This window comes from Achromobacter sp. (genome assembly GCF_032113835.1).
GTDB lineage: Bacteria > Pseudomonadota > Gammaproteobacteria > Burkholderiales > Burkholderiaceae_B > Achromobacter.
Genome location: NZ_DAMCTG010000063.1, coordinates 1 through 26,616, shown reverse-complemented (window position 1 = coordinate 26,616; position 26,616 = coordinate 1). Strand labels below are relative to the sequence as shown.

At 66.9% G+C, this 26,616-nt stretch carries 29 protein-coding genes; 19 read left to right on the top strand and 10 right to left on the bottom strand.

Annotated features, from left to right (window positions below):
- From RT697_RS19565 to RT697_RS19545, 5 genes are all read left to right on the top strand, one after another.
- Window positions 1-818 (top strand): acyl-CoA dehydrogenase family protein (locus tag RT697_RS19565; protein WP_313701155.1); only part of this gene is annotated, 818 nt, incomplete at its 5' end.
- Complete coding sequence (locus RT697_RS19560; RefSeq protein WP_313701154.1) at window positions 815-1,990, top strand: enoyl-CoA hydratase/isomerase family protein; 1,176 nt, start codon at window positions 815-817, stop codon at window positions 1,988-1,990. The genes RT697_RS19565 and RT697_RS19560, both read left to right, overlap by 4 nt.
- 124 nt (window positions 1,991-2,114) lie before the next feature.
- Window positions 2,115-3,005: a 3-hydroxyisobutyrate dehydrogenase gene (mmsB, locus tag RT697_RS19555; RefSeq protein WP_313701153.1), complete on the top strand. Its 891-nt coding sequence runs from the start codon at window positions 2,115-2,117 to the stop codon at window positions 3,003-3,005.
- 1 nt (window position 3,006) lies between these two features.
- A complete protein-coding gene (locus RT697_RS19550) occupies window positions 3,007-3,444 on the top strand; it encodes a PaaI family thioesterase (RefSeq protein ID WP_313701151.1) in 438 nt (145 codons plus the stop codon).
- 75 nt (window positions 3,445-3,519) lie between these two features.
- Window positions 3,520-4,209 (top strand): VIT family protein, encoded by a 690-nt coding sequence (locus RT697_RS19545; protein ID WP_175121905.1) that lies wholly within the window; start codon window positions 3,520-3,522, stop codon window positions 4,207-4,209.
- 54 nt (window positions 4,210-4,263) lie between these two features.
- Here RT697_RS19545 and RT697_RS19540 read toward each other — a convergent pair whose 3' ends face one another.
- The gene (locus tag RT697_RS19540; RefSeq protein ID WP_313701149.1) at window positions 4,264-5,262 is read right to left on the bottom strand and encodes a folate-binding protein; all 999 of its coding nucleotides are present in this window, start codon (window positions 5,260-5,262) and stop codon (window positions 4,264-4,266) included.
- A 159-nt stretch (window positions 5,263-5,421) separates the two neighbouring features.
- Between RT697_RS19540 and mltG the strand changes: the two genes are divergently transcribed.
- From mltG to RT697_RS19485, 11 genes are all read left to right on the top strand, one after another.
- Window positions 5,422-6,513 (top strand): endolytic transglycosylase MltG, encoded by a 1,092-nt coding sequence (gene mltG / locus RT697_RS19535; protein WP_409517464.1) that lies wholly within the window; start codon window positions 5,422-5,424, stop codon window positions 6,511-6,513.
- Window positions 6,510-7,133, top strand: coding sequence for a dTMP kinase (gene tmk, locus RT697_RS19530; RefSeq protein ID WP_313701147.1), 624 nt, complete (start codon window positions 6,510-6,512; stop codon window positions 7,131-7,133). The genes mltG and tmk overlap by 4 nt, the downstream gene beginning before the upstream one ends.
- Entirely contained in the window at window positions 7,130-8,179 is a 1,050-nt protein-coding gene (gene holB, locus RT697_RS19525; protein ID WP_313701145.1) for a DNA polymerase III subunit delta', read from the top strand. Before tmk ends, holB begins: the two co-directional genes overlap by 4 nt.
- 17 nt (window positions 8,180-8,196) lie before the next feature.
- Entirely contained in the window at window positions 8,197-8,967 is a 771-nt protein-coding gene (locus RT697_RS19520) for a TatD family hydrolase (protein ID WP_313701143.1), read from the top strand.
- Window positions 8,968-9,004: 37 nt separating this feature from the next.
- Window positions 9,005-9,883 (top strand): ankyrin repeat domain-containing protein, encoded by an 879-nt coding sequence (locus tag RT697_RS19515; protein ID WP_313701142.1) that lies wholly within the window; start codon window positions 9,005-9,007, stop codon window positions 9,881-9,883.
- A gap of 182 nt (window positions 9,884-10,065) precedes the next feature.
- A complete protein-coding gene (locus RT697_RS19510) occupies window positions 10,066-10,806 on the top strand; it encodes an IclR family transcriptional regulator (protein WP_313701140.1) in 741 nt (246 codons plus the stop codon).
- 125 nt (window positions 10,807-10,931) lie between these two features.
- Window positions 10,932-11,675: a transporter substrate-binding domain-containing protein gene (locus tag RT697_RS19505; protein WP_313701138.1), complete on the top strand. Its 744-nt coding sequence runs from the start codon at window positions 10,932-10,934 to the stop codon at window positions 11,673-11,675.
- Window positions 11,672-12,340 (top strand): amino acid ABC transporter permease, encoded by a 669-nt coding sequence (locus RT697_RS19500; RefSeq protein WP_313701137.1) that lies wholly within the window; start codon window positions 11,672-11,674, stop codon window positions 12,338-12,340. The genes RT697_RS19505 and RT697_RS19500 overlap by 4 nt, the downstream gene beginning before the upstream one ends.
- A complete protein-coding gene (locus tag RT697_RS19495; RefSeq protein WP_313701135.1) occupies window positions 12,337-13,125 on the top strand; it encodes an amino acid ABC transporter ATP-binding protein in 789 nt (262 codons plus the stop codon). The genes RT697_RS19500 and RT697_RS19495 overlap by 4 nt, the downstream gene beginning before the upstream one ends.
- Window positions 13,122-14,069, top strand: a complete 948-nt coding sequence (gene hutG / locus RT697_RS19490; protein ID WP_313701133.1) for a formimidoylglutamase — start codon at window positions 13,122-13,124, stop codon at window positions 14,067-14,069. Before RT697_RS19495 ends, hutG begins: the two co-directional genes overlap by 4 nt.
- A gap of 505 nt (window positions 14,070-14,574) precedes the next feature.
- Entirely contained in the window at window positions 14,575-15,864 is a 1,290-nt protein-coding gene (locus RT697_RS19485) for a Glu/Leu/Phe/Val dehydrogenase (protein ID WP_313701132.1), read from the top strand.
- A gap of 184 nt (window positions 15,865-16,048) precedes the next feature.
- Here the strand turns inward: RT697_RS19485 and RT697_RS19480 are convergent, their stop codons facing one another.
- The 6 genes from RT697_RS19480 to RT697_RS19455 form a co-directional block, all read right to left on the bottom strand.
- Window positions 16,049-16,867, bottom strand: coding sequence for an RsiV family protein (locus tag RT697_RS19480; RefSeq protein ID WP_313701130.1), 819 nt, complete (start codon window positions 16,865-16,867; stop codon window positions 16,049-16,051).
- A gap of 28 nt (window positions 16,868-16,895) precedes the next feature.
- Window positions 16,896-17,672 carry a biotin/lipoate A/B protein ligase family protein gene (locus RT697_RS19475; protein ID WP_105238573.1) on the bottom strand — a complete coding sequence of 259 codons (777 nt, stop codon included), beginning with the start codon at window positions 17,670-17,672 and terminating at the stop codon, window positions 16,896-16,898.
- Window positions 17,669-17,944: a lipoate protein ligase C-terminal domain-containing protein gene (locus RT697_RS19470; protein WP_056318682.1), complete on the bottom strand. Its 276-nt coding sequence runs from the start codon at window positions 17,942-17,944 to the stop codon at window positions 17,669-17,671. The genes RT697_RS19475 and RT697_RS19470 overlap by 4 nt, the downstream gene beginning before the upstream one ends.
- Before the next feature lie 38 nt (window positions 17,945-17,982).
- Window positions 17,983-18,447 carry a GNAT family N-acetyltransferase gene (locus RT697_RS19465; RefSeq protein ID WP_313701128.1) on the bottom strand — a complete coding sequence of 155 codons (465 nt, stop codon included), beginning with the start codon at window positions 18,445-18,447 and terminating at the stop codon, window positions 17,983-17,985.
- Between the two features lie 17 nt (window positions 18,448-18,464).
- Window positions 18,465-19,163, bottom strand: a complete 699-nt coding sequence (locus RT697_RS19460; RefSeq protein ID WP_175139190.1) for a glutathione S-transferase N-terminal domain-containing protein — start codon at window positions 19,161-19,163, stop codon at window positions 18,465-18,467.
- 116 nt (window positions 19,164-19,279) lie between these two features.
- Window positions 19,280-20,185: a DMT family transporter gene (locus tag RT697_RS19455; RefSeq protein ID WP_313701127.1), complete on the bottom strand. Its 906-nt coding sequence runs from the start codon at window positions 20,183-20,185 to the stop codon at window positions 19,280-19,282.
- A gap of 122 nt (window positions 20,186-20,307) precedes the next feature.
- Between RT697_RS19455 and RT697_RS19450 the strand changes: the two genes are divergently transcribed.
- Window positions 20,308-20,775 (top strand): Lrp/AsnC family transcriptional regulator, encoded by a 468-nt coding sequence (locus RT697_RS19450; RefSeq protein WP_105238577.1) that lies wholly within the window; start codon window positions 20,308-20,310, stop codon window positions 20,773-20,775.
- Here RT697_RS19450 and RT697_RS19445 read toward each other — a convergent pair.
- Window positions 20,772-21,263, bottom strand: coding sequence for a glutathione peroxidase (locus RT697_RS19445; RefSeq protein ID WP_313701126.1), 492 nt, complete (start codon window positions 21,261-21,263; stop codon window positions 20,772-20,774). The genes RT697_RS19450 and RT697_RS19445 overlap by 4 nt on opposite strands.
- 158 nt (window positions 21,264-21,421) lie before the next feature.
- On the opposite strand from RT697_RS19445, the gene RT697_RS19440 reads away from it, so the two are divergent.
- On the top strand, window positions 21,422-21,754 hold the full coding sequence (locus RT697_RS19440; RefSeq protein WP_313701125.1) for a tetratricopeptide repeat protein: 333 nt from the start codon (window positions 21,422-21,424) through the stop codon (window positions 21,752-21,754).
- A 60-nt stretch (window positions 21,755-21,814) separates the two neighbouring features.
- On the opposite strand, the gene RT697_RS19435 is transcribed toward RT697_RS19440, so the two are convergent.
- Window positions 21,815-23,512, bottom strand: a complete 1,698-nt coding sequence (locus tag RT697_RS19435; protein WP_313701123.1) for a methyl-accepting chemotaxis protein — start codon at window positions 23,510-23,512, stop codon at window positions 21,815-21,817.
- A gap of 94 nt (window positions 23,513-23,606) precedes the next feature.
- Window positions 23,607-25,025, bottom strand: a complete 1,419-nt coding sequence (gene phrB, locus RT697_RS19430) for a deoxyribodipyrimidine photo-lyase (RefSeq protein WP_313701121.1) — start codon at window positions 25,023-25,025, stop codon at window positions 23,607-23,609.
- Between the two features lie 308 nt (window positions 25,026-25,333).
- On the opposite strand from phrB, the gene RT697_RS19425 reads away from it, so the two are divergent.
- Window positions 25,334-26,616, top strand: a 1,283-nt coding sequence (locus tag RT697_RS19425) for a CoA transferase (protein WP_313701120.1), incomplete at its 3' end; no start/stop codon positions are given.

Sequence of the window (26,616 nt, the reverse complement as noted above, 5' to 3'; positions counted from 1 at the left end):
TCGCCAGCGGCGAAAAGCTGGCCTCGTATTGCCTGACTGAGCCGGGCGCCGGTTCCGACGCGGCATCGCTTTCCACGCGAGCGCAGCGCGACGGCGACAGCTACATCGTCAACGGCGCCAAGGCGTTCATCTCCGGCGGTGGCGATACCGACCTGTTGGTCGTGATGGCCCGCACCGGCGGCGAGGGCGCTGCGGGCATCAGCGCCTTTGCAATTCCGGCCGACAGCGAGGGCATCGGCTACGGCCGCAAGGAAGAGAAGATGGGCTGGAACAGCCAGTCCACGCGCCCCATCACCTTTGAAAACGTCCGCGTGCCGGCCGCCAACATGTTGGGCGTGGAGGGCGAGGGCTTCAAGATCGCCATGAAGGGCCTGGACGGCGGCCGGATCAATATCGGCACCTGCTCGGTAGGCGCCGCGCAAGGGGCACTGGACGCCGCCCGCCGTTACATGGACGAGCGCCGCCAGTTCAACCGCCGTCTGGCGGAATTCCAGGCCCTGCAGTTCAAGCTGGCGGACATGGCAACCCACTTGGTCGCGGCGCGCCAGATGGTGCGGTTGGCGGCCTGCAAGCTGGACGCCGGCGCGGCCGACGCTTCCACCTATTGCGCGATGGCCAAGCGCTTTGCCACCGACATGGGCTTCCAGATCTGCCTGGATGCGCAACAGATCCATGGTGGTTATGGTTACCTGAAAGACTATCCCTTGGAGCGTCTGGTGCGCGATACTCGCGTTCATCAGATTCTGGAGGGCACCAACGAGATCATGCGCGTGATCATTGCCCGCCAATTGTTGGAAAAAGGAGCCGACATAAGATGAATGCACCGGTGTTGTTCGAAGAAAGATCCGCTGCCAATGGAATGCGTTTCGGCATTGCGACGCTGAATGCGCCGCAAACGCTGAACGGCCTGTCGCTCGAGATGGTTGACCTGCTGGCTGATCGCTTGGACGCGTGGGCGCGGGATCCCGGTGTTGCTTTGGTGGTGCTGCAGGGTGCGGGCGACAAGGCGTTCTGCGCTGGCGGCGATCTGCACGGCCTGTACCGCAGCATGAAAGAGAACGCGGGCAAGTCCGGCTGGAGCAACGCCTATGCGCGCCGCTTCTTCGAGCACGAATACCGGCTGGACTATCGCATTCATACCTATCCCAAGCCCGTGCTGTGCTGGGGCCATGGCATCGTCATGGGCGGCGGCATCGGCCTGATGATGGGCGCCAGCCACCGCGTCGTCAGCGAGACCTCGCGGCTGGCCATGCCGGAAGTGTCGATCGGGCTGTTCCCGGACGTGGGCGGAAGCTGGCTGCTGAACAGCATGCCGGGCCGCAGCGGCGTGTTCCTGGCGCTGACGGGCGCGCAGTTGAACACGTCCGACGCTTTCTTTGCGGGGCTGGCGGACTTCCGCCTGAACAGCGCGGACTGGCCCGCGCTGCTGTCCTCGCTGGAGCAGCAGCCGTGGGCCGGGCAGGCCGCGGGCGCCGCCGAAGACGCCATTCCGCCGCGCTCCATCAACGACGGCCTGCTGCGCCGTGCGCTGACCGCCCTCGAGCCGCACACGCCGCTGGAACCCGGGCCGTTGCGCCAGCACTCGTTCGTCGTCAACAACCTGTGCAACGGCAACCGGCTGGACGACATCTACGAGGAGTTGTCCTTCCTGAAGGACCACGAGGATCCGTGGCTGTCGCGCGCCGCCAAGACCATGCTGGCGGGCTCGCCCGGATCGGTGCGTCTGGCGTTCGCGATGCAGCAGCGCACGCGCCTGCGGTCGCTGGATGACGTGTTCCGCGTCGAATACATCGCCGCGCTGGCCTGCACGGCGCATGGCGATTTTGCCGAGGGCATCCGCGCGCTGCTGGTGGACAAGGACAAGAACCCGCGCTGGAACCCGGCCGTCATCGACATGGCCACCGACGCCTGGGTGCAGAAATTCTTTGAGGAACCCTGGCCGGAAGGCGAGCCGCATCCGCTTGCCGATCTGGGGCAGGAAGGGCGCTGATCGGTCGCTGATAGCGGCCGGCCCGCCAGCCGGCCCTTGGCTCCCGCCCGTCACGCAGGTCACGCAGTTACGCAGGTCACGATGAATCCATACCTACAGCAATAGCAACAGGAGACAAGACATCATGAGCAGCATCGCGTTTATCGGTTTGGGCAACATGGGCGCGCCCATGGCATTGAATCTGGTCAAGGCCGGCCACAGCCTGAAGGTGTTCGACCTGGTGCCGGCGGCCATCAAGCTGCTGACCGACGCCGGCGCGACGGCGGCGGCGTCCGCGTCTGAAGCGGTCGAAGGGGCCGAAGTCGTGATCTCGATGCTGCCGGCCAGCAAGCACGTCGAGGGCCTGTATCTCGACCAGGATCTGCTTGGCAAGATCGCCTCGAGCGCGCTGGTCATTGAATGCAGCACCATCGCGCCGGATTCGGCGCGCAAGGTGGCGCAGGCGGCCGAGGCGCGCGGCATCGCCATGATAGACGCCCCGGTTTCGGGAGGCACGGGCGGCGCGGCCGCCGGCACGCTGACCTTCATCGTGGGTGGCGCCCAAGCCTCGCTGCAACGCGCGCGTCCCGTGCTGGAAAAGATGGGCAAGAATATCTTCCATGCGGGCCCGGCAGGCGCGGGGCAGGTGGCCAAGATCTGCAACAACATGCTGCTGGGCATCCTGATGGCCGGCACGTCCGAGGCGCTGGCGCTGGGCGTGGCCAACGGGCTGGACCCGAAAGTGCTGTCGGACATCATCGCCAAGAGTTCGGGACGCAACTGGGCGACCGAGCTCTACAACCCCTGGCCGGGCGTCATGGAACATGCGCCGGCGTCCAAGGGATACGCCGGCGGCTTTGGCGTGGACCTGATGCTCAAGGACCTGGGGCTGGCCGCCGAGGCCGCGCTGTCGGCGCGCGCGTCCATTCCGCTGGGCGAGCTGGCGCGCAACCTGTATTCGCTGCACAGCGGCGGCGGCTCCGGCAAGCTGGACTTTTCCAGCATCGTCAACCTGGTCAAGCGCGAGCAGGACTGACGTGGCGCCGTCCCAAACGTCGACGGACCCGGCCGCGCGGGTCCAGGCCAGTTTTGGCCAGCAAAGCATCATGGCGCTGCTGGGCGCCAAGCTGGACACGGTCGAGCCGGGCAGGGTGGACATCGTTCTGCCTTACCGCGCCGACCTCTGCCAGCAGAACGGCTTTCTGCACGCGGGCATTTCCACCACCATTGCCGACAGCGCGGGCGGCTATGCCGCGTTCACGCTATTCGGACCGGACGAGGACGTGCTGACGTCGGAGTTCAAGATGAACTTCCTGGCGCCCGCCAAGGGTGACCGTTTTGTCGCGACTGGGCGTGTGGTCAAGCCGGGCAAGCGTCTTTCGGTCTGCCAAGTGGAAATGCACGCCTACGACGGCGAACACGCCACGCTGTGCGTGATAGGCTTGCTGACCGCGGTGCGCGTGACGCCGCGATGAATTTCGCGTGAGGCGCGCCGGGCCAGTGGCCGGGCGCGCCTCGTGCCTGTCGCGCCTCGCATGGGTTTTCCAGCAATGCCAGCAAAAGAACATCATCGAATTTTTCGCAGCAACTGGCTGCGCGCCGCAGTGTTGGGCGCCAATGACGGCATCGTCTCGACAGCCAGCCTCATCACCGGCGTTGCCGCGGCCCAGGCCTCGCACGGCGCCATCCTCACTTCCGGACTGGCGGGCCTCGTGGCCGGCGCCTTGTCGATGGCGGCGGGCGAGTACGTGTCGGTGCGCACGCAGGCCGACACCGAAGCCGCCGACCTGCGCATGGAGCAACGTTCGCTCAAGCGCAATTCCGGCGAAGAGCTGGCCGAACTGGTCGACATCTACGTGGCCCGGGGGCTGACGCGCGATCTGGCGGAACAGGTGGCGCGCCAGCTCACCAGCCATGACGCGCTGGACGCGCACGCGCGCGACGAATTGGGCATCTCGCTGCACAACCGGGCGCGGCCGGTGCAGGCGGCGCTGGCCTCGGCCGCATCGTTCGCCGGCGGCGCGGCAGTGCCGCTGGCGGTGGCGGCGGTGTCGCCCGGACCGCACCTGATCGGTTGGGTCATCGGCGCGTCGGTGTGCTGTCTGGCGGCGCTGGGCACGATGGCCGCGAAGGCGGGCGGCGCACCCAAACTGCCCGCGGCGTTGCGCGTCACCGTGCTGGGCGCGGCGGCGATGGCCGTGACGGCCGGCGTGGGGGCGTTGTTCGGGGTGGCGGTCTGACGATGACCGCCAGGCCTGCGCGCGCGGGCTGCTGCGCGGGCAGGCCCGGAAGGATCAGGGATTGATCGAGTACGGCAGCGGCGCCGCCGCGATGCGGGGGCCGTCGGCGCTGGCCAGACGCAGATCGCCTTCGGGCAGCGCGGCCAGCGTGGTTTCGAACAGCACCGACACGACACCCGCATCGCTGGCGGCCTGCACCACGCGGCCAATGGCCTCGCCAGGCTGCGCGGCGTCGAACACATCCACGCCCGTGAGCGCCGGGCCTTTCAGGCCGGGGTCGGCAATGGTGCCGTAGGCCATGCGCCGTTTGACGGTGCCGCGATAGTGGCTGCGCGCCACGACTTCCTGCCCGGGATAACAGCCCTTGGTGAAGCTGACGCCCTGGATCAGATCCAGGTTGACCGTTTGCGGAATGAAGACGTCCTGCGTTGCCGCGGCAATCCAGGGAATGCCGGCCGCCAGGTCTCCCGCCTGCCAGTGCGCGGCGGGCGCCAATCCGAGGGCCTGCGTGAGCGCGCCGGATTGTTCCAGTTGCGCGTCCGAGGCGATCCACCACCAGCGCAGGCGGTCGTCGGCTGATGGCGCGACGATCCATGTGCCGGAGGGCAGGTCGGCGCGTTGCCAGGTCGCGCGGGGCAGGGCGCCCGTCAGAGCTTCCAGTGCCGCGGCCTGTTCCGAGGTGGCCTGCACCCCGGCCACGTGCAGCGGCGCGGCCGCCAGCTTGACCTTGGCGCGCAGGACGAACATGGACAGGCGCTTGATGAGCGCCTGGGACAGGTCCTGCCGGACCATGCCGTAGAACTGGGGCGTGTCGTCGGCATCGCCTGCGCCGCGCCACATGACCAGCGTGGCCAGCAGGCGGCCCTTGGCGGTGCAGTAGCCGGCCAGGCGGGCGGCGTCCGGGGTCAGGCCGGTAACGTCCTGCGTGAGCTGGCCGTGCAGAAAGGTCAGGGCGTCGGCACCAGAAGCGGTGAAGACCGCCAGATCATCCAGTGGAGCGCATTGCGCGCAACCTTCGGCGCGGACGGGAATCGAAGCGTAATAGGCGTGCATGGCGGCGGGGTTATCGCGTCATCAAAGTGCTGATGATAGCCCCGATCCCGGCCTGGACTGGCCATGTCCCCGACGCGCAAAGGGGTGCGCCGCGCGATCCGGCCCCGGTTGTGTGCCGGGCGAGGCCCGCGATCCATTAAACTTCCGACACTTATGAAGATGCGACTCCGAAATTTCGTCCTGTGGTTCCTGCTGCTCATCGTCCTGGCCGTTGGCGGCGCGGTGGGCGCTGCCTACATGTGGATGCACCGCCCGATGACGCTGGCGGCCGACAAGATTGACTTCGTGGTGGATCCGGGCAGCAGCCCGCGCGCCGTCGCGCGCGCGCTCAACGCGGCCGGCGTGCCGATGTGGGAGCCCGGTTTCGTATGGATGGCGCGCCTGTCCGAACGCGACAAACTGATGAAGGCGGGCGGCTATCAGGCGATCAACGGCGACACGCCGTGGCTGCTGCTCGAACGCCTGGCGCGCGGCGACATGACCCAGCGCCAGATCACGTTCCTGGAAGGCTGGACCTATCGCCAGATCCGCCAGGCGCTGCGCGACAACCCGGACGTCAAGCAGACGCTGGATGGCGTCAGCGACGAAGATCTGCTGGAGCGGCTGGGCTCGACCATCAAGCACCCCGAAGGTCTGTTCTTCCCCGACACCTACGTCTTCACGCCCGGCAGCACCGATTACGATCTGCTGCGCCGCGCCTACCAGGAAGGCCAGCGCATCCTGAACGACACCTGGGACAAGCGTCAGTCCGACGTGGCGGTCGCCACACCCTATGAAGCGCTGGTCCTTGCGTCGATCATCGAAAAGGAAACCGGCCACGGTCCGGAGCGCCGCCGCGTGTCGGGCGTGTTCACCAACCGGCTGAAGATCGGCATGCTGCTGCAGACCGATCCGACCGTGATCTACGGCATGGGCGAGGCCTACCAGGGCCGCATCCGCAAGCGCGACCTGCAGACCGATACGCCCTGGAACACCTATACGCGTCCGGGCCTGCCGCCCACGCCGATCGCCGCGCCGGGCCGCGCCGCCTTGCTGGCCGCCGTGCAGCCCGAACAGCACAAGTTCCTGTATTTCGTTTCGCGCGGCAACGGCACCAGCGAGTTCTCGGCCAATCTGTCCGAGCACAACCGCAACGTTGCCCGCTACATTCTGGGCCAGGGCCAGCGTTCAACGCCTGCGCCGACCCCCGCTCCCGCGCCCGCCGCGCCGGCCAACCCCGAACCCGAATCAGCACAAGGACAGGATCAATGACCTCACGCGGACGTTTCATTACGCTGGAGGGCGTGGACGGCGCGGGCAAAAGCACGCACACCGGCTGGATCGCGGATTTCCTGCGCGGGCAGGGCCTTGAGGTCGTGTCCACCCGCGAGCCCGGCGGCACCCCGCTGGGCGAAAAGCTGCGCGCGCTGGTGCTGAACGATGCCATGGGGCTGGATACCGAAACGCTGCTGATGTTCGCCGCCCGCTGCGAACACGCCCGCCAAGTTATTGAACCGGCGATCGCGCGCGGCGCGTGGGTGGTCTGCGACCGCTACACCGACGCCAGCTACGCCTATCAGGGCGGCGGCCGCGGCCTGGGCGCCGATCGGGTCGCGGTTCTGGAAGACTGGATGCGCGCCGGCCGCCCGGACCGGACCTGGCTGTTCGACGTCCCGCTTGAAGTCGCGCGGGCGCGGCTGGCCGATGCGCGCGAGCCGGACCGCTTCGAGCGCGAAGGCGCGGCCTTCTTCGAGCGCACCCGCGAGGCCTACCATGCCCGCGCCAAAGCCGATCCCGACCGCATCCGTGTCGTCGATTCCACCCGTTCCATCGCCCAGATCCGTGCAGACCTCGAGGCGGGCCTGCGCGAGCTGCTGGCCGTTGCTGCATGAGCGCGCCCCAATTTCACCCCTGGCAGATGGAGACGGCCCGCACGTGGCTGGGCAACCGTGACCGGTTCGCGCACGCCTGGCTGGTGCACGGGCTGGCCGGCATCGGCAAGCTGGATTTCGCCATCGCCGCAGCAGCCAGTCTGCTGTGCGAGACGCCCGAGAACGGGCTGGCGTGCGGACACTGCGCCGCCTGCAACTGGTTCGCCAGCGGAAATCACCCCGACCTGCGCCGTATCCGCCCTGAGGCGGTGGCCGTGGAAGAGGGCGCGGACGCGGCCGAACAGGCCGAAGACGCCGAGCCGGCGACGGGCGCCGCCAAGCGCGCGCCTTCCAAGGAAATCCGCATCGACCAGATCCGGTCGCTGGAGTCCTGGTTCAACACCGCGACCCACCGCGGCGGCTGGCGCGTGGCGTTGCTGTATCCGGCCCATGCGCTGAACGTCGTGTCGTCCAACGCCTTGCTCAAGGTGCTGGAAGAACCGCCCCCGCATACGGTGTTTCTGCTGGTCGCGGACGCGCCGGACCGGCTGCTGCCCACGCTGGTGTCGCGCTGCCGCCGGCTGCCGCTGCCTGCGCCCGATGCGGACACGGCGCTGCAATGGTTGCGCGACCAGAACGTGGAGCCGGCGCGGGAATGGCTGGCCGCGGCGGGCGGCGCGCCGCTGGCGGCATTGCGGCTGGCGCAGTCGGGCGAGTCCGCCTGTCCGGCATGGCTGGGCCAACTGGTCAATCCGTTGTCCAAGGGCCAGACGCCCGACGTGGGCACGCTGGCCGAATCCCTGGAAAAGGTGGCGGCAGCTGAATGGATCGATGCCTTGCAACGGCTCTACACCGATCTGATGCTGGCCAGCGCCGGCGCGCCGGTGCGCTATTTCCCGTCGCTGCAAGCCGGCGTGGCACAGGTTGCCGCCCGTATCAATCCCGCCCGCGTGGCCGAATCGGCCCGCTGGCTGACGCGCCAGCGCGCGCTGGCCACGCACCCCCTGAACGCCAAGCTTTTCGCCCACGCCACCCTGCAACGCGTGGTGCTATCCTGCCAGGCGTAAGACCTACCAGACTTCCCATGTACGTCGATTCACACTGTCATCTGAATTTTCCCGAGCTTGCCAACGATCTGCCGGCCATTCTTGACCGCATGACCGCAAACCAGGTCACGCACGCGCTGGTCGTCAGCGTCAACATGCCGGAATGGCCGGGCCTGATGTCGCTGGTGGAGCCAGAGCCGCGCCTGTGGGCGTCGGTGGGCGTGCACCCCGACTACGAAGACACGCCGGACCCCACGCCCGAAGAACTGGTGCGCCTGGCCGAACATCCCAAGGTCGTGGCCATCGGCGAAACCGGATTGGACTATTACCGGCTGTCCGAGCCGCTGGACTGGCAGCGCGAACGCTTCCGTCGCCACATCCGCGCGGCGCGCGAGGCGGGCCTGCCGCTGATCGTGCACACCCGTTCATCCGCCGAGGACACCGTGCGCATGCTGGCCGAGGAAAAGGCGGCCGAGGCGGGTGGCGTCATGCATTGCTTTACCGAGACCTGGGAAGTGGCGCAGGCTGCGCTGGATCAGAATTTCTACATTTCGCTGTCCGGCATCGTGACGTTCAAGAACGCGCAGATCGTGCACGAAGTGGCCGCCAAGGTCCCGCTGGACCGGTTGCTGATCGAAACCGACTCGCCGTACCTGGCGCCGGTGCCGTTCCGCGGCAAGCTCAACGATCCGTCCAAGGTGATCCACGTTGCCGAAAAGATCGCGGACCTGCGCGGCATCACGGTAGCCGAGGTCGCACGCGCATCCACCGACAATTTCTTCAAGCTGTTCAGCAAGATCAAGAAATAGTCATCCCGATTCATTGAATCCGCATCCAAGGACAGCCATGGCCATCCGCATCGCCTCCGCCCAAAAAGCCTTCCTGTCATGCGGCCGCGCCGGCCTCTTGGCGCTGGCCATCGGTCTGGCCGCGCCCGCCGCGCAGGCCGCCAATCCCGCCGACTGGTGGGTCTACGTCGCCAACGATTATCCCGACGACATCCGCGATCTGCTGGCGCAGGGCTCGGATCCCAACGTGCGCTACAAGAACGGCCAGCCGGCCATCATGCGCGCGGTCGTGGACAACGCCTGGAATGTCTTCGATGTGCTGGCCGCGGACAAGCGCACGGACGTCAACGCCGAGAACCCGGCGGGCGAGACGCCGCTGATGTACCTGGCCATCGCCGGGCAGACCGAACGCGCCAAGAAGCTGATTGCCCGAGGCGCGCAGGTCAACCGCCTGGGCTGGACGCCGCTGCATTACGCCGCGTCCAAGGGGCAGATGGAAATGGCGCGCCTGCTGCTGGCGAACAAGGCCATGGTCAATGCGCCCGCGCCCAATGGCGAGACGCCGTTGATGATGGCGGCGCTGTCCGGCCGCAAGCCCATGGTCGAGCTGCTGCTCAAGTCCGGCGCCGACGTCACCACGCAGGACACGAAGGGGCAGAACGCGGCCGCGTGGGCGGCCACGGGCAAGTCCGAGTCGCTGGCCGCCGAGCTGACGGCCTTGGTCCAGAAGGAAGAGGACGCCAAGCGCAAACGCCGTGCGGCGGCGCAGGGCGTGCCGCAGGGGGCGGATGCCGCGCCCGTGGCCGATGCGCCGGCTGCGGTTCAGGCGCCTGTGGCCCCGTCGACGCCGGCGCCGGCCGCTGCGGCCCCCGGGGGGGGTGTGAAGGGCGTCTCCGGTGTCGGGCTGTCGGATTACGAGAAGCCCCCCGCGCCTTGAAGAGCCCTGCTTGAAAGCTGGATCGTCCAGCTATCGTCCGATGGAAACCCGCCTTCCGGCGGGTTTTTTTGCGTCCGAAATTCGGGGTTTTCCCTTGCGATTCTCAATCGATGGGAAAAATCAGAAGTGAAACCGCCACAAATTGATAATCTCGCTTCGATATTGCTGGGAGTTGAATCTTCATGTCGGAAACGTCTGTCGGGGCGGGCGCGGATCGCGTCCTGTATGTGCTGGCCACCCTGGCCCGGCACGACGGCCCGCTCAGCATCGCCGCGCTGGCCGAAAAAACGGGCCTGGCGCAGAGCACGCTCTACCGGCAGATCGCGCTCCTCAAGCGCTGGGGATTCGTTGCCGAACACGAAGGCGAATACGGGCCCGGCCCGCTGTGCGTGCAGCTCGCGTGGGGCTTTGACCAGTCGTCGTTCCTGATTCACGAAGCGCAACCCGACATGGCGGCGCTGGCCGCGTCGTCCGGCGAAACCATCGGCCTGCTTGTCGCCGTGAAGGACCAGGCCGTGTGCCTGGACATGGTGGAAAGCCAGCATCCGCTGCGCTGCTCGTTCACCAAGGGCCGCGGGCTGCCGCTGGCGCGGGGCGCGTCGGCCAAGTCGCTGCTGGCGTTCATGCCGCAGGCCCGCCTGCAGGCCGCGCTGGCCTACCTGGCCGACGAGGCCGGCGTGGATGCCGCCCGGTTGACCGGCGAGCTGGACACCATCCGCACGCAAGGCTATGCCGTGACCGACAGCGAAGTCGACGCCGGCGTCTGGGGCGTGAGCGTGCCGATTTTTCAGCGGGCGAACCAGGCCGTGGCCTCGATCACGCTGATGGCGCCGTCCACCCGCGCCGCGCAACATCCGGACGCGCTGATCGAGATGACCCTCGCAGCCGCCCGCCGAATTTCAGAGCGCCTGAAGGCCGCCTGAGGCCGTGTTGTCCGCCTTATCGAACACCTGTTTCACCCGCCTCATCGTTTAGCCCGTTCCTAGCCGCAACGAACGTCGTACCCACCGTCGTACCACCTGTCGCACCCACCTCCATAGGACCCACCATGACCACTCGCCGCACGCTGCTGTCCGCCGCCCTGACTCTGAGCCTCGCCTGGGCCGCCGGCGCCGCGCACGCCCAGGAAACGATTCGCGCCGTCACCGACGCCACCTTCCCGCCGATGGAATTCGTCAAGGACGGCAAGCGCACCGGCTTTGACATCGAGCTGGTCGAAGCGCTGGCCGGCGCGATGGGCAAGAAGGTTGAATGGATCGACATCGACTTCAAGGGCCTGATTCCCGCGCTGCAAGCCGGTCGCGCCGACATCGCGGTGTCCGCCATCTACATCACGCCCGAGCGCAGCAAGGTCGTCGATTTCACCGATCCGTACTACGCGGGCGGCCTGGTGGTCCTGACCAAGGCCGACGGCCCCATCAAGACGATCAAGGACCTGGAAGGCCGCAAGGTGTCGGTGCAGGTCGGCACGAAGTCGGTGAACTACCTGAAAGAGCACTTCCCCAAGGTGCAGCGCGTGGAAGTCGAGAAGAACCAGGAGATGTTCAACCTGGTGCAGATCGGCCGCGCCGATGCCGCAGTGACGGGCAAGCCCGCCGCCAAGCTGTTCGCGCAGAGCACCAACGGCCTGACCGTGCTGAACGAGCAGGTCACGACCGAGGATTACGGCATCGCCGTGCCCAAGAACAAGCCTGAGCTCACGCGCGACCTGAACGCCGCGTTGAAGAAGCTCAAGGCCGACGGCAGCTACCAGTCCATCGTGAACAAGTGGTTCGAGGCCCCCGCGAAATGAACCTGGAATTCTCACCCGTCTTCGCCGACTTCGACGCGCTGATGCGGGGCGCGCTGGTCACCGTCGAGGTGACCGCCGGCGCCTTGCTCCTGGGCTGCGTGATGGGGCTGCTGGTCGGGATCGGCCGGCTCAATCCGCAGCGGCGCATCACGTATCACCTGTGCAGCACGTACCTGCTGTTCTTCCGGGGTACGCCGCTGCTGGTGCAGTTGTTCATCTGGTTCTTCGGCTTGCCGCAGTTCGGCGTGACGCTGCCGGCGTTCGCTTGCGGCGTGCTGGGCCTGGGCATGTATTCCGGGGCCTATGTGTCGGAGATCGTGCGGGGCGCGATCCAGTCGGTGGATCGCGGCCAGACGGAGGCGGCGCGCTCGCTGGGGATGTCTTCCGGCCAGGCGATGCGCATCATCATCCTGCCGCAGGCTTTCGTGCGCATGATTCCGCCGCTGGGCAACGAGTTCATCGCGCTCATCAAGAACTCGGCGCTGGTCTCGCTGCTGACCATTCACGATCTGATGCACGAGGGGCAGAAGATCATCAGCGTGTCGTATCGCTCGCTGGAAACCTACCTGGTGGTGGCTTTGATCTATCTGGCGCTGACCACGACCGCCATGGTGATTTTGCGCAAGATCGAGCATCGCCTGCGCGCTGGAGGAATGGTGCAATGAGCCTCATCATCGAAGGTCAGGAAATGATCCGCATCCGCGGCCTGCACAAGTCCTATGGCGATCATGCCGTTCTGCGCGGCATCGATTTCGATGTGCTGAAGTCGCAGGTGGTGGTGGTCATCGGACCGAGCGGTTCGGGCAAGAGCACGTTGCTGCGTTGCTGCAACGGATTGGAAGTCGCCCAGCGCGGCACGGTCGATATCTGTGGCCAGACGCTGCAGGCCGACGGGGTGATGTTGCCCGAAGCCGAACTGAACCAGTTGCGCACGCAGGTGGGCATGGTGTTCCAGGGCTTCAATCTGTTCCCGCATCTGTCGGTGCTGGACAACGTGACCGTCGGCCCCCGCACGCTGCTCGGCATGGGGCGCGAACAGGCCAATGCGTTGGCGTCAGACCTGCTCAACAAGGTGGGCCTGTCGCAGAAGATGGCGGCCATGCCCGCCAGCCTGTCCGGCGGCCAGAAGCAACGCGTGGCTATTGCGCGCGCGCTGGCGATGCAGCCGCAGGTGATGCTGTTCGACGAGCCGACGTCGGCGCTGGATCCGGAGCTGGTCGGCGAAGTGCTGCAGGTCATGAAGCTGCTGGCCCGCGAAGGCATGACCATGATGGTCGTGACGCACGAAATGGGCTTTGCCCGCGACGTCGCGGACGTGGTGGCCGTGATGGACGGCGGCGTCATCCTGGAATCCGGTTCGCCGGAGGTGATCTTCAGCGAGCCGCGCGAAGCCCGCACCCGCGAATTCCTGCAGGCGGTCCTGAGCGCGGGCCCGGGGGCGGCAGCATGAGCGCGCCGCAACTGGACAAAAGTCTCTGGAAGGCACGCGACGACAGCGCCGAGCAGGGCGACACCCGCCGGCTCGCGCACATCGTCGAGGCCGAAGCGGGGCAGGGCGAGATGGGCGAGGCCGTGCTGCTGGGCTTTGCCTGCGATGCGGGCGTGGCGCGCAACCAGGGCCGGGTGGGCGCCGCCGCGGGGCCTGCCGGCATTCGCAAGTATCTGGCGGGCCTGCCGGCGCATGGGCTGACGCGCCTGCTGGACGCCGGCGACGTCGAATGCCACGGCGACAAGCTGGAAGACGCGCAGGAGCGCCTGGGCCTGCGTCTGGCCGAACTGATGGGGCGGGGCGCCCGGCCGGTCGTACTGGGTGGCGGGCATGAGATCGCCTGGGGCAGTTTCCAGGGTTTGGCCCGCTGGCTGGATGCGCGCGGCGACGCGGGCGCCGTGCTGGTGCTGAATCTGGATGCGCACTTCGATCTGCGCACGGGCCGCCCCGGCAGCTCCGGCACGCCGTTCGACCAGATCGCGACGGACAGCGAGGCGCGCGGGCGCGACCTGCAATACGCCTGCCTGGGGGTCTCGCGGCTGGCCAACACGCCGGCGCTCTACGCCCGCGCCGCGGAAGTCGGCGCCGTGTGGATCGAAGACCGGGACATGCAGGAGCGTCATCTGGATGCCCGGCTTGCCGACGTGGACGGGCTGCTGGCCAAGGCAGAGCACGTGTATCTCACGATCGATCTGGATGTGCTGCCTGCTGGCGTGATGCCGGGAGTGTCCGCGCCGGCGCCTTATGGCGTGCCGATGTCCGTGATCGAGGAGATCGTCCTGCGGGTCAAGGCTAGCGGCAAACTCCGATTGGCGGACATGGCGGAGTTCAACCCCAAGTTCGACGTCGACGGCCACGGCGCGCGCGCGGCGGCGCGTCTGGCTTGGCAGTTGCTGTCGGTGTGAATTGGCGCTGGCGAGGTGTCTGATGCCATTGCTGCGATGCAGGTGTCTGACACCCTTGCTGCGGCGGTGCAGGCTGAAGACCGTCTCACCCGGGTGTCAGACACCGGGGTGATGCGGTGCTCTTGCTGAGTGTGGCTGGCCGCGATGCAGGTGTCTGACACCCTTGCTGCGGCGGTGCAGGCTGAAGATCGTCTCTCCAGGGTGTCAGACACCGGGGCGCTCCAGGGTGTCAGACATCGGGGTGATGGCTGGGTGGCTGCATAGGCATGAATGTGAAGGGCGGCTCTCCAAAAGAGGCCGCCCTTTTTTTCGCCCTGCGAATCCCCGCCGCAGGCTGGACGCCACCCCATTGCAGGCTTAGGATAGCTGCAGCTTCCGGGCCCGCCTGCGACCCGTTCGGTATCCGCAACGTTAATATGTCCCTATTTAAAATATTTAAACTTTAAATAGGGACGCTATTACTTTCGTGGATAAAATGGCGCAACTTTGTCAGGAGAGCATGCTCATGTCTCAAACTCCCACCCATGCCTTGCCGTCTTATCTGAATGCCGAGGACCTCGGCCCCTGGGGTAATTACCTGCAACAAGTCGACCGGGTCACACCGTACCTCGGTTCCCTGAGCCGGTGGGTCGAGACGCTGAAGCGTCCGAAGCGCTCGCTGATCGTCGATGTGCCGATCGAACTGGACAACGGCACCATCGCCCACTTCGAGGGCTATCGCGTGCAGCACAACGTGTCGCGCGGTCCGGGCAAGGGTGGGGTGCGTTTCCACCAGGACGTGACGCTGTCCGAAGTGATGGCGCTGGCCGCCTGGATGTCGGTCAAGAACGCCGCGGTCAACCTGCCGTACGGCGGCGCAAAGGGCGGCATCCGTGTCGATCCCCGCAAGCTCTCCGCCTCGGAACTCGAACGCATGACGCGCCGCTACACCAGCGAGATCGGCGTCATCATCGGACCGTCCAAGGACATTCCCGCGCCTGACGTAAACACCAACGCCCAGACCATGGCCTGGATGATGGACACGTACTCCATGAACGAAGGCGCCACCGCCACGGGCGTGGTTACCGGCAAGCCGATCGCGCTGGGTGGCAGCCTGGGCCGCGTCGAGGCCACTGGCCGCGGCGTGTTCGTCGTGGCGTGCGAAGCCGCGCGCGACCGGAACATCGATGTGGCCGGCGCGCGCGTCGTCGTGCAGGGCTTCGGCAACGTGGGCGGCACCGCCGCCCGTCTGTTCCATGAAGCCGGCGCCAAGGTCATCGCTGCGCAGGATCACACCGGCACCGTGCACAACGCGGCCGGCCTGGACGTGCACAAGCTGCTGTCGCACGTGTCGCAGACCGGCGGCGTGGGCGGCTTCTCGGGTGGCCAGGCACTGGACAAGGCTGAGTTCTGGACGCTGGAAACCGAGTTCCTGATCCCGGCAGCCCTGGAAAGCCAGATCACCGCCGATAATGCCGCCAAGGTGCGCGCCAAGATCGTGGTCGAAGGCGCCAACGGCCCGACGACCCCGGAAGCGGACGACATCCTGGCCGAGAACGGCGTCTATGTCGTGCCGGACGTGCTGGCCAACGCCGGCGGTGTGACGGTCAGCTACTTTGAGTGGGTGCAGGACTTCTCCAGCTTCTTCTGGAGCGAGGAAGAGATCAACCAGCGCCTCGAACGCTTGATGCGCGAAGCCTACGCCGCCGTGGCGCAGGTGTCGCGCGAACACAAGGTGACGCTGCGCACCGCCGCGTTCATCGTGGCTTGCACGCGGATCCTGCAGGCCCGCCAGGTGCGCGGTCTGTATCCGTAAAGACTGAATCGGCGATGCGCCCCTCGGGCGCGTCGTCGAGGAGGCAGAGAGAGACAAAAAAAGGAATCGCTCCGCAAGGAGCGATTCCTATTTGTGGCGCCAGAAACTGCCGGGCGGATGCCCGGCGTTTTCTTAATGACCCGGGCTGAGGCCTCGGCTCACTAGGCGCGGCGCCCGCGTGCTTTTACGTCGCCGGCAGCAGCTCCGGCTTCAAAATGCCGCGCAAATCCTGGTACGAAAGCGTCAGCTCAGGCTCGCCGTGCGAATACGGCGCGATCGAATAGGCGTCGTACTTGACCACGATGCCGTTGCGCGTGAGCGCGAAGTTGTCGCTTTCCTGGAAGGGCCACATCTTGTTGTAGGCCGCCGGGTCGCGTTTGGCGTCCGGGTTGCCGGTCAGCCATTTCGCGTGCGCACGCTGCAGGGCAGCGACGTAATCGGCGCGGCGTCCCGGGATCAGCGCTTCGTCCAGGCTCATCACGCGGCCGCGGCTGCGTTCCCAGTTCAGGTATTGCGTGGCCGGAATGCCGTGCGCGGCGCCGGTCAGGTACTGCTCTGTGTGCAGCTCGATGGAAACGACGTCGCCCACCGTGTCCTTCACGCTGGCCTTGAAATAGGTCGCGTCGCGCGGGCGCGCCGTGGACCAGAAATACTTCGTGTATTCCGACAGCGTGTCGTAGGGACCGCGCCGGTTGGCGTCGGTGCCGGTCATGTAGGCGAGCACGTGGTCGACCAGCGCGGTCAGCTTCGGGATGCCGGGGAAGGCCACGCTGTCGATCTCGATGCGCGGGCAGTCGCCCTCGCAGCCCGGCTTGCTGGCCGCCCACTTGATGCGCTCGGTGGACAGGTCGCCCACCTTTTCCGGCGTGGCCGAGGATTGGGCGTTGGAATCGGCCAGCGTGATGTTCGACGGGGGCGTGCTGCTGCAGCCGGCGATGGCCAGCAGGGCGGCGCCCAGAATCAGACCGCGTATCGCGCCAGGTGGCGTGAATGTGCGATTCATTCAATTACCTCCAAAAACTGCGGCGCCGTCAGGGCACGACGCCTGTCCACTCGGCGCGGGAGAATTTTTCGTCCGCCTGCGCCTGGGCGCGCGCCAGCGTTTCGCTGCCCACACTGCCTGGAGTCAGACGATGCAGTCCGGCGAAAGTTTCCACCATGCGGTCGATGATGACCTCGCGCGCCAGCCCGGTCTGCGTGCGCAGGGGGTCGACGCGCTTCTTGGCGCTGGTGGTGCCCTTGTCGGAAAGCTTCTCGCGGCCGATGCGCAGGACTTCGACCATCTTGTCGGCGTCGATGTCGTAGGACATGGTGACGTGATGCAGCACGGCGCCCGCGCGGCGGGCCTGCGCCGCGCCGCCGATCTTGCCGATGTCGGAGGCGATGTCGTTCAGCGGCTGGTACCAGGCCTTGATGCCCAGGCCCTGCAGCGCGGTCAGCACCCAGGCGTCCAGGAAGGCATACGATTCCTGGAAGCTCATGCCGTGGACCAGCGCCTGCGGAGCGCTCAGCGAATAGGTGATGGAGTTGCCGGGTTCGATGAACATCGCGCCGCCGCCGCTCACGCGGCGCACCACCTCGATGCCGTGGCGCGCGGCGCCGTCCGGGTCGACTTCATTCTTCAGGGATTGAAAGCGGCCGATCACGACGGCCGGCGCCGACCATTCCCAGATGCGCAGCGTGGGCGGTCGCTGGCCGGCGCCGACTTCGTCGGTGATGACCGCGTCCAGCGCCATGTGCAGCGCGGGAGGCTGCGGGCCTTCATGGATCAGTTGCCAGTCGTAGTCGTTCCAGTCGGTGCGGCTCATGCCAGCGCCCTCCGCAGCACCACGGCGATGGCTTCGGCCGAGAAGCCGAACATTTCGGCGTCGGCCGGCAGGGCCGATTGCACGGCGACCGCCAGTTCCAGTTCGCCGGCGTCCGCGGGCATGCCGTTCAGGCCGCGGTTGATGGCTTCGAGGGCTTCGGGCGGTTCAAGAAAAAAGTCGCCGCTGATGCGCACGTCGGCCAGGCGGCCGTCCCGCACTTCCAGATCCGCGACGACCAGTTTGCCGCCGGGGACTTTGTATTCGCCATGCAAGGGCATTGGGCGCTCCTTTCGAAAATCAGAATCAGACGTTACAGGCTGAGCTTCATGCCGTCGTGGCTGGCCTTGAAACCCAGGCTTTCGTAGAACCGGCGCGCATCGGGGCGCGCGCGGTCGGTGGTGAGCTGGACCAGTCCGCAGCCCTGGCTGCGGCATTGCTCGATGGCCCATTCGAACATGGCCCGTCCCAGACCCGCGCCGCGGTATGCCGAAGCGATGCGCACGCTTTCGATCTGGCCCCGCCACAGGCCCAGCCGCGACAGGCCGGGTATGAACGATAACTGCAAACAGCCCACCAGTTGTGAATCCTGCTCAACCACGGCCAGGAATTGATTGGAATCCTGCTGGATTGCCTCGAAGGCGGCGACATAGCGCGGATTCAGCGGGGTGGAGGCATCCTCGCGTCCGGCGCCCAGGTCGTCATCGGCCAGCATGGCCACGATGGCGGGCAGATCGGCCGCGCGCGCGCGGCGAAAGACGCGTTGCGGTGCGTTCATGGCGCGTTCCTTGGGCGTTAGCGGACGTGTTGGGCGGTCTGGCCGAACAGGATGCGGCGCGCTTCGTCGTCGCTGAGCGGGGGCGTGGTGTTGACCGTGTCCGCCAGCGCGTAGGCGCGTTGCGTCGCGGGGCGTGCGCGGATGGCGTCGAACCAGCGCTTGAGGTGCGGAAAGTCGTTCAGGTCCTGGCCCTGCTTGGCGTGCGGCACGATCCACGGATAGGCCGCCATGTCGGCGATGGAATAGTCGCCGGCGACGAACTCGCGGTCGGCCAAACGCTTGTTCAGCACGCCGTACAGGCGGTTGGTTTCGTTGACGTAACGATCGATGGCGTAAGCAATGCGTTCCTGCGCATAGCCCGAGAAGTGGTGGTTCTGGCCGGCCATCGGACCCAGGCCGCCCATTTGCCAGAAGAGCCATTGCGACACTTCAGCGCGGCCACGCACGTCGGCGGGCAGGAATTTGCCGGTCTTTTCGGCCAGGTACTGGAGGATGGCGCCGGACTCGAACAGCGGGATCGGCGCGCCGCCATCGGCGGGCGCCTGGTCCACGATGGCGGGAATGCGGTTGTTGGGCGCGATGGCCAGGAATTCGGGTTTGAACTGATCGCCGCGGCCGATGTTGACCGGGTGGATCTTGTACGGCAGGCCGGTCTCTTCGAGGAACATCGTGATCTTGTGACCGTTGGGGGTAGTCCAGTAATAGAGATCGATCATGGGGGTGTCCTGTTCGTCATGGCGCCGCGGGCAGCTGCCCGCGGATGGGAAGGGCCATGATAGCGGCGCGAACCGGACGCACGCCTGAATAACCGGGGACCGGGTGCGGGTTTGCCCTAGACCGCACCGGCCCGCGGGCTGCGCGGCAGGCGCCAGTTCCAGTTCAGGCTGACGGCGGCGGCGGCCAGGAAGATCAGCGCCACACCCGCCACCTGCGTCGCATCCATGCGATGGCCGTAGACCACGAAGTCGAGCAGGATGGCGACCGCGGGATAGATGAAGCTGAGCGCGGCGGTGGAGGTGGTGGGCAGCTTCTGGATGGCCGAGTACATCAGGATGTACATCAGGCACGTATGGATGAGGCCCAGCGCCACCAGGTAACCCCATTGCACGGGCTGCGCGGGCAGGGCGTTGAAATCCGCCATGGGCAGCAGCATGACCGCGCCCAACGTCACTTGCACCAGCGCCAGCACTTGCGGCGGGATGCCCTTCAGGCGCTTCACGATGATGGCCGTGATGCCATAGAGCGCGGCCGCGCCCAGTCCCAGCATCAGTCCCGACAGATATGCGCCGCTGCCCGCCGCGCCCGTGTCGCCCAGGCGCAGCACCAGCAGCAGGCCGGCAAAGGCCACGAGCGACCACGCAACCTTGCCGCGCGAGGGCCGCTCGCCCAGGAACAGCACGCCCAGACCGATCAGGAAAAACGGCTGCACGTTGTAGACGGCGGTGGCCAGCGAAATGGACGCCAGGCGATAGGCCGAAAACAGCAGCACCCAGTTCAGCACCAGCGCGGCGCCGGCAATCAGCGCCAGGGCCAGCGTCTTCGCCGTGAACAGGCCGGGCTTGAGCAGGCCGCGCGCCCAGCAATACAGAAAGAGCGACAGCGCGCCGAACACGCAGCGGAAGAAGACGACGTTCCAGGCGCTTTGCCCGGACTCCATTACGAAAACGCCCAGGGTGCCCGACAGGGTCATGGCGGCTGCCATCTGCAGGAGGCCCGCGCGTTCGGTCGAGGGGATCATGATGTTCTCCGATAGGCCGTCTGGCCAGGAATTCGATGGAGAAATTATCCCAGGCGGTTCAATCTGCTTATATGATCTTGCGGTGGCACTTTCGGGTTTCAACCTTGCTTTGGGTGGAATTTATGCAGAACGACCTAAAAAATGAAAGTCCGGTTCTGGATGGAATCGACCGCCGTCTGGTGGAGATGCTGTCGGCCAATGCGCGCACCACCACGGCCGATCTGGCGCGGCAGGTCGGCATGTCCGCGCCGAGCGTCGCGGATCGCATGCGGCGGCTTGAAGAATCGGGGGTGATACGCGCGTACACGCTGGACGTGGATCCGGTGGCGCTGGGCTACACGCTGGAGGCCATCGTGCGCATCCGGCCGCTGCCCGGGCAGTTGCGCCACGTCGAGGGCCTGATCCAGCAGATTCCGGAATTCGTGGAGTGCGACAAGGTGACGGGCGATGACTGCTTCATCGCCCGCATGGTGCTCAGGTCGATCACGCATCTGGACGGCATCCTGGAGCGCGTAACCGAGTTCGCCGAGACCAACACCGCCATCGTCAAGGCGCACACCGTGCGCCGGCGGTTGCCGCCGCTGCGTTAGACGGGGGCGGAGAGGGCCTTGGCGATGTCCTCGCGCAGGCTGGCCGGCGTGTCGGTGGGCGCATAACGCTTGATGACGCGGCCGTCGCGTCCCACCAGGAACTTGGTGAAGTTCCACTTGATGCCTTCGGTGCCGAAGACGCCCGGCTTTTCGCCCTTGAGCCACTGATACAACGGGTGGGCGTTCGCGCCGTTGACGTCGATCTTGGCGAACAACGGGAAAGTGATGTCGTACTGGGTGCTGCAGAAATTCTGGATCTCGGCCTCGTCGCCGGGTTCCTGGTGGCCGAACTGGTCGCACGGAAAACCCAGCACGGTCAGGCCGTCGTTGTGGAATGATCGGTAAAGATCTTCCAGGCCGGCATACTGCGGCGTGAATCCGCATTTGGACGCGACATTCACCACCAGCAGCACGCGGCCGCGGTACTTTTCTAGAGACTGTTCCGTGCCGTCGATGGCGCGGGCGGAGAAATCATGGATCGTGCTCATGCGGGCTCCTGAAATCGGGCGTCCGGGCGCGGCGGCGCGGGCGCGGGGCAGACCTGCGAGTGTAGCGCCGGACAACGGCGTGGGGGCTTTCGCGCTGCGATGCCATGCCAGTTCTATGATGCGGTGTTGTTGAAGATCAGATATGAGAGGAACCCCGCATGGAAGGAATGATCGAGCGGCTTGAGGCGATGCTGGCCAAGGGCACGGACAACCTGCTGCTGCGGTTTTCGCTGGGCAAGGCCTATGCCGAGCACGAACGCCATGCCGAAGCCGCCACGCATCTGCGCGCGGCGCTGGCGTTTGATCCCACGTATTCCGTCGCCTGGAAATGGCTGGGCAAGGCCTGCCTTGGGCTGGGCGACAAGCCCGGCGCGCGCACCGCCTGGGAGTCCGGATTGCAGGCGGCTCAGGCGCGGGGCGACCAGCAGGTCGTCAAGGAATTGCAGGTGTTCATCAAGCGTCTGGACAAGGAAGCGGCCGCGGGCGTCTGACCGCCCCGGCGCTTTTTCCGCATGCGCCCCAGACTTGCGTCCGGCCCGGCCGCCGGCGGATCAACTGCGTAGTCCAGCCTGGGTCGGGCGATTGCTGGTGATGGCGAGCGGCGTTGGCGGGGCCGGAAGACGCATCCTTGATTCCGCGACGACGGGAGCGGGCGGTGCACTGGAAACGCGGAACACTTCGATGGCGTGACGCAACCGGGCGCCATCCGTGCGCAGGTTTTCCACGGCCTGCGAGGCCTGCTCGACACGCGCGGCGTTGCCTTGCGCGGCGCTGTCGGTTTCGGTGATCGTGCGGCTGACGGTATCGATGCCGGCGTGCTGGTCGGTGGACGTGGCGGCGATTTCGTTGATGATGCGCGTGACCTGCTGCACCGAGTTCACGATGTCGCGCATGCTGGAGCCAGCCCGTTCGACGTGCCGCACGCCGTCGTCGACCCGCGCGTTCGAGCTTTCGATCAGCGCCTTGATCTCGCGCGCGGCGGTGGCGCTTTTCTGTGCGAGGCTGCGCACTTCGCTCGCCACCACTGCAAAGCCCTTGCCGGCCTCGCCCGCGCGCGCGGCTTCGACGGCGGCGTTCAGCGCCAGAAGATTGGTCTGGAAGGCGATGCCGTCGATGATGCCCACGACCTCGGCAATGCGTGAGGAGCTTTGGACGATGCCCTGCATGGCCTGAGCGGCCTCGTCGACCACCTGGCCGCCACGCAGGGCCAGGTCGCTGGCCTGATTGGCCATGGCATCGGCGTCCAGCGCGTTTGCGGCATTCTGCTTCACCGTGACCGCCAGTTGTTCCATGCTGGCCGCGGCTTCTTCCAGCGACGCCGCCTGGCGCTCGGTGTGGGCTGACAGGTCGGCATTGCCGTCCGCGATGTCGGCGGCCGATTTCAAGGCGTTTTCGATGCCGGCGTGCACGTCGCGGGTAATGCTGACGAGGCTTCTGCGCATGACTTCAAGGGAAAACTTCAGCTCGCCGATTTCGTCATGAGTCTGCGCGCCGGGAAGCGGCGTGCTCAGGTTGCCCGCCGCGATCTGGCGCGTGAAGTCGGTGGCCGCGCCCAGCAGCCCGGCGATGGACCGGGCAAAGCCCCAGCCCGACGCGAAGATCAGCGCCACGCCGAGCGCGGTCGCGGCGGCGGCAGCGGCCAGCGCCTCGGGGCTCAGACGGTCGTGCAGCCCGTACATCGCGGCGCCGGCAGCGGTCAAAAATAGCAAGGCCGACAGCACCGCCCAAGCCAGCATGCGTGAGCGCACGCCGGTGAGCCGCCCGCGCGTCAGCCGCGCCAGGACGCCGCGCAGCCCCGTGGGCCGGACCTGCCCGCCGTGCAGCTGGATGCCAGGCGCAGCAGCTGTCCGCAGACTGTCGTAAGCCGCCTGCGCGGCTTCGATCTGCGCGCGTGTCGGCTTGACGCGCACCGACGCGTAGCAGACCGTGGTGCCGCGCTCGATGATGGGGGTGACGTTGGCCAGCACCCAATAAAAACCGCCGTCCTTGCGGCGGTTCTTGACCATACCCGTCCAGGGTTCGCCACGCTGGATGGTGCGCCACAGGTCTTCGAAGGCGGCGGGGGGCATGTCCGGGTGGCGGACGATGTTGTGCGGCGAGCCCACGAGCTCTTCGCGCGAGAAACCGCTGACCTCGACGAAGGCGGGATTTGCATAGATGATCCGGCCGCGGGAATCGGTGCGGGAGATCAGGTACTGCTCGTCGCGTAATACGGTTTCCCGGTCGTTGACCGGCTGATTGTTGCGCATGCGTCGCTCGTCCTGTGATGGGCGAGGGCATCATCCGGGACGGACCCGCTGGCGGCAATGACGTACGTCAATGCCGCCAGAGGTTCAAGATGCGTTACGCAGCGGGCAGGTTGCCGAAGGCTTCCAGTGCCCGCAGCCGGCTTTGCGCCAGATCGACGATCGGCTCGGGATAGCCGGCGGCGGCGCGTTCCATCGGGTTGGGATCGTGGATCGCCTTGTCGTCCAGATGCGCCAGCTCGGGCAGCCATTCGCGCAGGAACGCCCCGCGCGGATCGAATCTGCGCGATTGCGACAACGGATTGAAGACGCGGAAATAGGGTACTGCGTCGGCGCCCGTCGAGGCGCTCCATTGCCAGCCGCCGTTGTTGGCCGCCAAGTCGCCATCCACGAGCTGGCTCATGAACCAGGCTTCGCCCAGCCGCCAGTCGATCAGCAGGTTCTTGGACAGGAACATGGCCGCCACCATGCGCAGCCGGTTATGCATCCAGCCCAGCGCCAGCAACTGGCGCATGGCGGCGTCGACGATGGGAATACCGGTCTTGCCCTGCTGCCAGGCCGCCAGGTCGTCCGGCGCGTCGCGCCACGGCACGGCGGCGGTTTCCGGCTTCATGGGCTGGTGCATGGACAGGGCGGGAAAGGCGGCCAGCAGGTGCTGGTAGAACTCGCGCCATAGCAATTCGTTGATCCAGGTGGCGACGCCGGCCTTGCCGCTGTCGATCTCACCCTGGTTGGCCGCCAGCGCGGCGCGCAGCGCCTGGCCGGGAGACACGACGCCGGCGGCCAGGTAGGGCGACAGGCAACTGGTTGCGGGCAGCGACGGGAAATCGCGCTCGTCCTTGTACGCAAAAATGGCGTCGTCGGCAAAGGCGACCAGCCGGTCGCTGGCCGCGGTTTCACCCGCTGGCCACAGCGCGCGCACCGCGTCGTTGGGCGCGTCGAACCCCTTGAACGAATCCGGCAGGGGATCGGACTTCCAGCGCGGTGGCGTCTGGGCGCGCGGCGCGGGGATGGGGCGCAGCGGCGCGCTGCGCAGCCGCTCGCGGCAGGTGCGGGCGTAGGGCGTGTAGACGCGATAGCACTCGCCCTTGCCGTTGAGCACGGTGCCGGGACGCAGCAGCGTCGCGCCGTGGTGCAGGGTCCAATCGACGCCGATGTCCGCCAGGGCGCTTGCGACGGCATCGTCGCGGCGCCGTTCGTTGACGCCCCATTCGGCGTTGGCGTGGACCTGTTCGATGGCGTGCTCCTGGCAGAAGCCGGCCACGGCCCGCGGCGCGTGGCGCCAGTCGTCCACGGTGACCAGCTTGAGGGGAATGCCGGCCTGCGCCAGATCCTTGGACAGCTCACGCAGGTTGCGCAGCCAGAAATCCACCTTGGCCGAGGAGTCGCCATGCTGGCGCCATTGCCCCGGGGCAGCCAGGAAAAGGGCGGTGACCGTGCCGGCCTCGGCCGCCGCGGCCAGCGCGGCGTTGTCGTGCATGCGCAGGTCGGTGCGCAGCCAGAGCAGCGTATTCATCGGGGGGCTCCAGGAGACAGGGCCGGGCAGGCGGACCGGCGAGGCTGCGATTCTATCCTGTGCCCGCGCGTCCCCCGGGCTGGCGGCGCTTGGAAGCCGATGTAAAAACTACGAGGAGATGTGACGGTTGTTGCGGTGCAACCGGCAGCGTTGGGGCCGCGTGAGGGGGAGCGGCACGCGGGCGCCCAGGCGGCCGGCGCGCCAAGTTTTGCCGTCAAACCCCGAAACACGCTGTCGCGCCGGGCATATTGACGCATGGGGGGGCGCGCCATGTAATGCAAATAAACGACTAGAGCAGGCAAACAGCTATGGGAAACCTGATGGACTTCCGACCGTCCTTTCTGAAGGGGCGCACACCCGCAGGCAAGACGTCCCGCGATGTATTGCAGAAGCTCTGGCAATCGGTCGATTTGCCGGAGGAGTCGCTGGAGCACGTGGTGCTGACGGGCGCCGACCCTGTCGTCCCATCGTCATTCGCCGTGGGTACGGCGGCGCAGGCCAGCATGGCCGCCGCCGCGCTGGCCGCTGCCGAGGTCTGGCATCTGCGGGGCGGCGCGCGGCAGCAGGTCAGCGTCGACATGCTGCATGCGGCGCAGGAGTGCCGCAGCCACTTCACCATCAACGGCGTTACGCCCAATATCTGGGATCCGATCACAGGTGTCTATCGTTGCGGCGATGGCGGCTGGGTGCGCATCCACGCCAATTTCGCGCATCACCGTGACGGAGCGCTGGCGCTGCTGGGCTGCCCGACCGGCGACGGCGCGACGCGCGAGGCCGTGGAGCGCGCGCTGAGCCGCTGGAAGGCGGTGGATTTCGAACAGGTCGCGGCCGATGCCGGCATGGTGGTGTCAGCCATGCGCTCGTTCGAGGAATGGGACCGCCATCCGCAAGGGCAGGCCATCGCGGCGCAGCCGCTGCTGACCATCGAGCGCATCGGCGAGGCCGATCCGCGCCCGCTGCCCAGGTACGCGCAAAACGCACGTCCGCTGCAGGATATCCGCGTGCTGGACCTGACGCGCATCATCGCGGGTCCGGTGTGCGGCCGCGCGTTGGCCGCCTATGGCGCCGACGTCATGCTGGTGAACAGTCCGCAACTGCCCAATATCGACAACATCATCGACACCAGCCGCGGCAAGCTGTCGGTGCTGGCGGATCTGGACACGGCCGACGGCCGCATCGCGCTGGGCAATCTGCTGCGCAGTGCGCACATCTTCGTGCAGGGCTATCGGCCGGGTGGGATGTCCGCGCTGGGCTTCGGTCCGCAGGATGCGGCGCGCATTCGTCCCGGCATCGTCTACGTGTCGCTGAATGCATATGGCACGACGGGGCCGTGGGCCAACCGCCGCGGGTTCGATTCCCTGGTGCAGACAGCAACGGGCTTCAACCACGCGGAAGCGCAAGCTGCCGGGCAGGCGGCGCCGAAAGCGCTGCCCATGCAGATCCTGGATCATGCGTCGGGTTATCTGATGGCCTTCGGCGCGCAGGTGGCGCTGGCGCGCCAGGCGACGGAAGGCGGCAGTTGGCACGTGCGCGTGTCGCTTGCCCAGACGGCGCACTGGCTGCGCGGGCTGGGCCGGGTGGACGGCGGGTT